At 77.3% G+C, this 7,611-nt stretch carries 7 protein-coding genes; 3 read left to right on the top strand and 4 right to left on the bottom strand.

The features are described from left to right. The first annotated feature begins 128 nt into the window (after positions 1–128). The 3 genes from ACRYM2_RS22325 to ACRYM2_RS22315 all read left to right on the top strand — a co-directional run bounded on the left by ACRYM2_RS22325 (position 129) and on the right by ACRYM2_RS22315 (position 4,407). The gene (locus tag ACRYM2_RS22325) at positions 129–1,724 is read left to right on the top strand and encodes an amidohydrolase (RefSeq protein ID WP_432524835.1); all 1,596 of its coding nucleotides are present in this window, start codon (positions 129–131) and stop codon (positions 1,722–1,724) included. 467 nt (positions 1,725–2,191) lie between these two features. Further along, entirely contained in the window at positions 2,192–3,838 is a 1,647-nt protein-coding gene (gene lnt / locus ACRYM2_RS22320; RefSeq protein ID WP_432524833.1) for an apolipoprotein N-acyltransferase, read from the top strand. Then, positions 3,835–4,407, top strand: a complete 573-nt coding sequence (locus tag ACRYM2_RS22315) for an FxsA family protein (RefSeq protein ID WP_432524831.1) — start codon at positions 3,835–3,837, stop codon at positions 4,405–4,407. The genes lnt and ACRYM2_RS22315 overlap by 4 nt, the downstream gene beginning before the upstream one ends. A 58-nt stretch (positions 4,408–4,465) precedes the next feature. Here the strand turns inward: ACRYM2_RS22315 and ACRYM2_RS22310 are convergent, their stop codons facing one another. From ACRYM2_RS22310 to ACRYM2_RS22295, 4 genes are all read right to left on the bottom strand, one after another. Continuing rightward, entirely contained in the window at positions 4,466–4,813 is a 348-nt protein-coding gene (locus ACRYM2_RS22310; RefSeq protein ID WP_166614257.1) for an RNA polymerase-binding protein RbpA, read from the bottom strand. 151 nt (positions 4,814–4,964) lie between these two features. After that, positions 4,965–6,332 (bottom strand): MFS transporter, encoded by a 1,368-nt coding sequence (locus tag ACRYM2_RS22305; protein ID WP_432524829.1) that lies wholly within the window; start codon positions 6,330–6,332, stop codon positions 4,965–4,967. Beyond that, positions 6,329–7,132 (bottom strand): glycerophosphodiester phosphodiesterase family protein, encoded by an 804-nt coding sequence (locus ACRYM2_RS22300; RefSeq protein WP_432524827.1) that lies wholly within the window; start codon positions 7,130–7,132, stop codon positions 6,329–6,331. The genes ACRYM2_RS22305 and ACRYM2_RS22300 overlap by 4 nt, the downstream gene beginning before the upstream one ends. Next, positions 7,132–7,611 (bottom strand): M15 family metallopeptidase (locus tag ACRYM2_RS22295; RefSeq protein WP_432524826.1); only part of this gene is annotated, 480 nt, incomplete at its 5' end. The genes ACRYM2_RS22300 and ACRYM2_RS22295, both read right to left, overlap by 1 nt.

The following is a 7,611-nucleotide window of genomic DNA, read 5'->3' as shown; positions in this document are numbered from 1 at the left end:
GGTCCCGCCCTGCCGGGCGGGGCCGCGGGCGCTCGTGCTCCGGGGCTGCCTAGGCTGCCCGGGTGGCTACCCGCAGGCTCTACCGCGGCGGAGCGGTGTACAGCCCCGCCGACCCGTTCGCGACCGCGATGCTCGTGGACGGCGCGACGATCGCGTGGATCGGCCCCGAGGAGGGCGCGGGCCCGTGGACCCGCCCCGGTGACGAGGTCGTCGAGCTGGAGGGGCGCCTGGTCACCCCGGCCTTCGTCGACGCGCACGTGCACCTCACGGAGACGGGGCTGCGTGCCACCGGTCTCGACCTCGGCCTGACCTCCAGCAGCGGCGAGCTGCTGGCGGCCGTCGCCGCGGCGGCCGCCGCGCGACCGGGCGGCTTCGTCGCCGGGTTCGGCTGGGACGAGTCCCGCTGGCCGGCCGGTGACCGGCCGCCCACCCGCGCCGAGCTGGACCGCGCCGGCGCCGGTGCCGCGGTGCTGCTCTCGCGCGTGGACGGCCACAGCGCCCTGGTCTCCACCGCCCTCGCCGCCGGCGGCGGGCTGCGCGGGCTGGCCGGCTGGGACGAGGACGGCTGGGTGCGCACCGAGGCCCACCACGCGGCGCTGGAGGCCCGCTGGGCCGTGCTGAGCGCCGCCGACGCCGAGCAGGCCCACCGCGCCGCCCTGCGCGCCGCCGCCCGCGCCGGGATCGGCGCCGTGCACGAGATGTCCGGGCGCTGGCTGGCACCGCCCGGGGACCTGGCCGCCCTGCAGCGCCTGGCCGGTGCCGGCAGCCCGGCCGAGCGCGCCGCCGGGCGCGAGCCGCTGCCGGAGGTCGTGGGCTACCTCGCCGAGCTGGTCCGCGACCCCGGCGGCGTCCGCGCGGTGCTCGCGCAGGCCGCTGAGGCCGGGGCGCGGCCGGCCGGCCTGGGCGGGGACCTGGCCGTCGACGGGGCGCTGGGCTCGCGCACGGCCGCCCTGCGCGCCGACTACGCCGACGCGCCGGGCGAGCGCGGGCGGCTGCACCTGGACGCCGCGGCGGTGCGCGACCACCTGCACGCCTGCACCCGCGCCGGGGTCCAGGCGGCCTTCCACGCCATCGGCGACGCGGCGCTGCACCTGGTGGCCGAGGCCCTGGAGGCGGTGGCCGCCGACCTGGGCGCCAGCGCCGTCGCGGCCGCCGGGCACCGCGTGGAGCACGCCGTGGCCGCCGACGCCGAGGTCGTGGCCGTCTTCGCCCGGCTGGGCACGGCGGTGAGCGCGCAGCCGGCCTTCGACGCGACGTGGGGCGGTGCGGGCGGGCTGTACGCCCGGCGGCTGGGCGCCGAGCGCGCCCGGGCCCTGCACCCCTTCGCCGCGTTCGCCGCCGCCGGGGTCCCGCTGGCCCTGGGCTCGGACACCCCGGTCACCCCCTTCGGGCCGTGGGAGGCGGTGCGGGCCGCGGGGTTCGCCACCACCCCCGAGCACGCGGTGTCGGTGCGCGCGGCGTTCCTGGCGCACACGCGCGGCGGGCACCGCCTGGCGGGCACGGGGCACCCGGGCGTGCTGCGCCCGGGTGCCCCGGCCGACTACGCCGTCTGGGACGTCGGCGACCTCGTCGTGCAGGCGCCCGACCGGCGGCTGTCCGGGTGGAGCACCGATGCGCGGTCGGGCACCCCGGGCCTGCCGGACCTGGGCCCCGGGGCGCCGCTGCCGCGGTGCCGGCGGACGGTCGTGGGCGGGGCCCTCGTGCACGACGACCTGACGACCTGACGGGCTGACGGGGCGGTGGGGCGGGCGGCGCCGGGCCGCCCGTCACGCCAACCCCTCGACCCCCTCTCGACACGTGGGCGACACGCCGACGACACGCCGGGCGGCGGGGGTCCGCACCTGCGCAGCGACCCCCTCGTGACCTGCCGCGTTGCGCGTCGCCGCAGGTCAGGCGCCGGTTGACACCCGGCGGCGGCCGAGTAGTTTCACAGGTGCAGTCCACGACCTGCACGACCGCCCGGCACGCCGCGCCACCGCCGTCGCAGCCGCACCACCTGCGACGACGGCGGCGCGCGATGCCGGGCGGTGTGGACGGGGTCGAGTCCGCGTGCCCTTAGACAACGGCGTGCGCCTCGTGGCCGACGGGGCGTGCGACGGCCCGACGGGCGGCGCGGACTCGGCCTGGACCGCCGGCGGGTCCGTGAGCACCTGGACCGCTGGCGGGTCCGCGCACGACGTACCCTCGGCGGATGCACCGCGTCCGCCCGGCCGATCCGCCGCCGGCCCTGCTGCCGCTCAGCCTGCTGCTGGCCGTCCTGGGTGGCGCGGCGGCCTGGGCCGCCTTCCCCGGAGCGGTCTCGACGGCCGGCTGGTGGCCGGGTGCGATCGTCGCGGTGGCGCTGCTGGCGCTGGCCACCCACCGCGTGCGCGCCCGCCGCGGCGTCCTGGCCGGGCTGCTGTTCGGGCTGGCGTTCATGTTCCCGCACCTGTCGTGGAGCGGCACCTTCGTGGGGCTGCTGCCCTGGTCGGCCCTGACGGTGGCCTGCGCGCTCTTCTACGCCGTCCTGGGTGGGCTGCTGCCGCGCCTGCAGCGGGCCCGCTGGCGCCTGGCCCCGCTCGCGGTGGCCTGCGGGTGGACGGGCATCGAGGCGGCCCGCGAGCGGATCCCCTTCGAGGGCTTCCCCTGGGGCCGGCTGGCCTTCTCGCAGGCCGACGCCCCGACGCTGGGGCTGGCCGCGCTGGGCGGCTCCCCGCTGGTCACCTTCGGGGTCGCCCTGGCCGGCGCCCTCGTGGCGCAGGCCGTGCTGGCGCTGCTGCGGCTGCCGGCACCGGCCGGAGCCGCGCGCGGGGTGCCGCGGCTGCGCCCGGCGGTGCTGTCCCTGCTGGCCGCCGCGCTCGTCACCTCCTCGGGAGCGCTGGTGCCCCGCCCGACCGGGGCCGAGGACGGCACCCGGCGCGTGGCCGCCGTGCAGGGCAACACCCCCGCCGAGGGCCTGGAGTTCAACGCCGAGCGGCGCGCGGTGCTGGACAACCACGCCCGCGCGACGCTGGCCCTGGCCCAGCAGGTCGCCGACGGCTCCGCGCCGCAGCCGGACCTGGTGCTGTGGCCGGAGAACTCCAGCGACATCGACCCCTACGAGAACGCCGACGCGCGCGCGGTGATCGAGCAGGCCGCGGACGCGGTCGGCGTGCCGCTGCTCGTGGGCGCCGTCCTGCAGGGGCCCGGCGAGAACGTCTCGAACACCGGGCTGGTGGTCACGCCGGCCGACGGCATCGAGGGCGCCCGCGAGGACGACAGCCGGCACTACGTCAAGCAGCGGCCGGCTCCGTTCGCGGAGTACATGCCCTACCGCTCCTTCTTCCGCGCGATCACCGACAAGGTCGACCTGGTGCCGCGCGACTTCGTCCACGGCGACCACGTGGGGCTGCTGGAGATGGGCGGGGTGCGGGTCGGGGACGTCATCTGCTTCGAGGTGGCCTTCGACGACACCGTCCGCGACTCGGTGCGCGCCGGTGCGCAGTTCCTCGTCGTGCAGACCAACAACGCCACCTTCGGCTACTCCGACGAGGCGGTCCAGCAGCTGGCGATGTCGCGGTTGCGGGCGGTGGAGAGCGGTCGCGCGGTCGTGCAGATCTCCACCGTGGGCGTCAGCGCGATCATCACCCCCGACGGCGTCGCGCACGAGGAGAGCACGCTGTTCACCACCGACGTGCTGCAGGGCGAGGTGGTGCTGCGCTCGACGCAGACCCTCGCCACCCGGGTGGGTGCGCTGCCCGAGCTGGCGCTGAGCGCCCTGGGCGTCCTGCTGCTGCTCACCGCCCGCCGCGGTGAGCGCCGGCCGGGCGGTGGGCGGCGGGTCCCCCTCGCGCCGGCGAGCGACCCGGTGCCGGCGTGAGCGCGCTGCCCGGACCGGGCGGGCCCGCTGGTGGCGCCGCCCGCCGCCGGCGGCGGCGCTGGACGACGTGGCTGCCGCTGGCGGTGCTGCTCCTGCTCGCGGTCGAGATCTGGCTGCTGATGCAGGTGGGGCACCTGGTGGGCACGGCGTGGGTGCTGGTGCTGCTGCTCGTGGAGACCGCGGCGGGAGTCGCCGTGCTGCGCCGCGCGGGCCGCCGGGGGCTCGAGGCCTTCCGGCTCGGCGTCGCCCGGCCGTGGGGCGCGCCGGTGCCCGGTCAGCACCCCGGTGCCGTCGGCGACGCCCTGCTCACCGGGGCCGGTGGTGTGCTGCTGGTGCTGCCCGGGCTGCTGAGCGACGTGCTGGGCCTGCTGTGCATCGTCCCGGTGACCCGGCGGCTGCTGCGGCGCGCGTTCGCGCGGCTGGTGCGCCGCCGCGTCGAGCGGGCGGTCCGCGCCGCGGGCGGCGTCGTGCCCGGGGACGTGGTGCCCGGGGACGTGCTGGACGGGGACGTCGTCGACGGTGACGTGGTGGACGGCGGCCCCCGCGAGCTGGGCCCGGGGCGGCGCTAGGCCCCCCGGGCAGCACGAAGGCCGGCCCCCGCGAGGGGACCGGCCTCCTGGTCCGGACTCAGGCGCTGCGCTTGATCAGCTGACGGTTGCGCAGCAGTTCGAGGCGCTCGTCGAGCAGGACCTCGAGCTCGGCGATGGTGCGCCGCTCCAGGAGCATGTCCCAGTGCGTGCGCGCCGGCTTGCCGGCCTTCCTCTCCGGGGCGTCGGTGTCGGCACGCAACGCCTCCGCCCCGCAACGGCACTCCCACAGCGGCGGCACTTCGGCCTCCAGCGACATGGGCACCACGACGGTGTGTCCGTTCGGGCAGTGGTACGTGACTTGCTGGCGTTCCGCCGGCTCGACGCCGGACTCGCTCTCGAGGCTCGCGGCTCCGAGGCGGGATCCTCGCAGGTTGCGCTCGCTCATGTGACCCTCCCCACCGTCCCCTCGATGTGGCGGCTCCCCGGGTCGGGGAGCGGGGGGACTGAATGGTTGAACGCCGCGACGACCCCCGCTGTTCCGCCACTCCCGCGGCAGGAGTGTGAAGTTCATGTGCGCAGCGAGGTTGACCGGTTACTCAGAGTACGGGCTCAGCACCGGCGCGTGCCTGTCGAACACCGGCTTCGACGTCCACCCGCGCCAGCAGGACCGCCCCGGCGACGAAGAACACCAGCAGTGCCACCAGCGCGGGACGGTAGGACCCGCTCAGCTGTGCGACGAGCCCGAACACCAGTGTCCCCAACCAGCTCGTTCCGCGCTCGCCGGCCTGGTACAGGCCGAAGTACTCCGCCTCCGCGCCCACCGGGACCAGGCGGCTGTAGAGCGAGCGGGACAGCGCCTGCGTCCCCCCGAGCACCAGGCCGATGAGCACCGCCAGCACCAGCCAGGTGCCGAAGGCCCCGCGCGGCACCGCGAAGGCCGCCAGCACCACGACGATCCACAGCAGCAGCCCCACCAGCACGGTGCGCTGCGCGCCGAAGCGCACCGCCGCACGGCCGAAGGCGAGCGCCCCGGCGAAGGCGACGGCCTGCACGAGGAGCACCGTCGTCAGCAGCTGGGCGGAGGAGAAGCCGAGCTCCTCCTGCCCGTAGATGCTCGCCGCGGCCACCACCGTCTGGATGCCGTCGTTGAAGAGCAGGTAGGCCAGCAGGAAGCGCAGCACCTGCGGGTGCCGGCGCAGCCCGCGCAGCGTCTGCGCGAGCTGGCGCACCGGCGCGCTGAGCGACCCCTGCCGGCCCGGTGCAGGCGCCGGCGGCTCGCGCGGCGGCAGCCGGCGCAGCCCCAGCACCGGCACGAGGGTGAACAGGCCCCACCACAGCCCGGCGGAGGCCAGCGACAGGCGCACCGCCCACTCGTCGGTCAGCCCCAGCGAGCTCGGGGAGGAGACGACGGCCAGGTTGGCCGCCAGCAGCAGGAACCCGCCGAGGTAGCCGGCGGCCCAGCCGCGCGAGGAGGCGGTGTCCCGCTCGGCCGGTGGTGCCACGTCGCACAGCAGGGCGTCGTTGACCACGGCCGACCAGACCAGGCCGGTGGTGGCGACCAGCGCCAGCAGCACCCCCAGCCACCAGCGGTCCCCGCCCAGGGCGACCATGGCCGTCGCCGCGGTGGCGCCGGTCCAGGCGAAGAGCCCCAGCAGCCGGTGCCGGTGGCGGCTGCGGTCGGCCAGCGCCCCCACGAAGGGCAGCAGCAGCGCGGACAGCACCGTGGCCACCGTGATCGTGTAGAGCGCCAGCGAGCCGGGCGCGACGGGCAGGCCCAGCACCGACAGCGGCCGGGTGCAGCCCTCGGGGGCCTCCGGGCACGCGGCGCGCCGGGCCAGCACCGTGAGGTAGGGCGCGAACAGCACCGTCTGCGTCGTCGTGACGTACGCCGAGTTCGCCCAGTCGTAGACGTACCAGCTGCGCCGGGCCCGTCGCAGCGTGCGGGCGTCCGGCGCGGCGCTCACGCGGTCCACTGACCGCGGGCCACCAGCACGTCCTTGAGCACGTCGGCGCGGTCGGTGATGATCCCGTCCACGCCGAGGTCCAGCAGCGCGCCCATCTGCACGGGGTCGTCCACCGTCCACACGTGCACCTGCGCCCCCGCCCGGTGGACCGCGTCGACGAAGCCCGGGGAGACCACCCGCAGCCCGTCCCGGCGCACGGGCACCTGCACGGCGTCCACCCCGCCGAGCGCGGCGCGCACGAGCCGGTCCGCGCGCAGGCCCGAGGCGGCCAGGGTCAGCGCGGTGCGCAGGGAGCTCGCCGACGTCGCCTCCTGGCCCCCGGCGGCCGCCAGCGCCGCCCGCCGGCGGGGTTCCGCGAACGCCGTGACGAGCACCCGGCCATGGGCCCTGGTGCGGCGCAGCACCTCCGGCAGGCCGGGCAGCGCGGCCGCCGTCTTGACGTCGAGGTTGAAGCGGGCGTGCGGGAAGGTCCCCAGGACCTCCTCCAGCGTCGGCACGGGCTCGCGGCCGGCGATGCGCGCCGTGCGCACCGCCGACCACGGCAGCTGCTCCAGCACGCCGCGCGCGTCGGTGGCCCGGTCGAGGCGCTCGTCGTGGAAGGCGACGGGCACGCCGTCGGCGCTCGCCCGCACGTCGGTCTCCAGGTAGGTGTAGCCCAGCTCGACGGCGGCGGCGAAGGCCGCCAGCGAGTTCTCCAGCCCGTCGCGGGAGAAGCCCCGGTGCGCCATGGCCAGCGGCCCGTCCCACGCGCAGAACGCGTGCCGGGCCGGTGGCCGCCGCACGGCCGCCGACAGGCTCATCAGCCGGTGAACTCCCAGTGCCAGGGCTCGAACTGACCGCTGCGGTTCTGCGCCCAGGCCGGGTTGATCCAGCCGTACAGCGCGGCGTTGCGGTCCATCCACTGGTGCTGGGCGGTGTCCGCGTTCTGGATGCCCCCGCCGAGGTCGACGGCGATGCCCAGGCCGTGCCGGCTGGTGCCCGGCTTGGCCGCCAGCCCGGGCTTGCGGGCCTTGACGTCGATCTGCTCGGCCAGGGTGCGGTAGGAGTCGGTGATCGAGATGGGGTTGCCGAACTCGGCCGCGTAGGCCTGGCTGAGGGCCTGGAAGGCGTTGGCGGCGTCGGCGCGCAGCACGTGGTGGGGTGCGCCCCACAGCGGGCAGAGCGCGCTGCGCGGGATGAGGCCGTTGGCGTAGCCGGCCGTCACGGCGCCGGTGCAGTCGCCGACGGCGCCGACGTAGCCGGAGACCGTGGCGCCGCTGGCCGCCGCCGCGGCGGCCGC

Origin of the sequence: Kineococcus aridisoli, from assembly GCF_050871885.1 — a bacterium.
Lineage (GTDB): Bacteria > Actinomycetota > Actinomycetes > Actinomycetales > Kineococcaceae > Kineococcus.
This window is presented reverse-complemented; position numbering and strand designations above follow the sequence as displayed.